The sequence below is a fragment of the Bradyrhizobium sp. sGM-13 genome (assembly GCF_018398875.1).
In the GTDB taxonomy this organism is placed as follows: Bacteria; Pseudomonadota; Alphaproteobacteria; order Rhizobiales; family Xanthobacteraceae; genus Bradyrhizobium.
Window position 1 is genome coordinate 1 of sequence record NZ_JAGWDK010000214.1, and the last position, 393, is coordinate 393.

At 65.1% G+C, this 393-nt stretch carries 1 protein-coding gene; it reads left to right on the plus strand.

What is annotated here, in order from left to right; translation table 11 throughout:
• Positions 1–393, plus strand: a 393-nt coding sequence (locus KJQ96_RS38825) for a condensation domain-containing protein (protein ID WP_213291201.1), incomplete at both ends; no start/stop codon positions are given.

Here is a 393-nt window from a genome sequence, read left to right on the forward strand (position 1 = left end):
GCCTGGCGCTTCGCCTCGACCTGTCGGGCGCGCCGAGCGTGGCAGAGCTGTTGGAACGGACGCGGCGCACGGCGCTGGCTGCGCAGGAGCATCAGGACCTGCCGTTCGAGCAGGTAGTCGAGATCGTCAAGCCGCCCCGGCATCTCGATCACACGCCGTTGTTCCAGGTGATGTTGGCCTGGCAGAACAACGCCGTCGGGTCGTTCGACCTTGCCGGGCTGAGCGTGGAGGCTGCCGGGGAAGGGCTCGATCAGGTCAAGTTCGATCTGGAGCTGAGCCTAGGCGAGTGTGATGAGGTCATAGCCGGAACGTTTGATTATGCCACGGCGCTGTTCGATCAGGCGACGATCGAGCGGCAGCGTGGTTATCTGCTGGCGCTGCTGCGGGCGATGG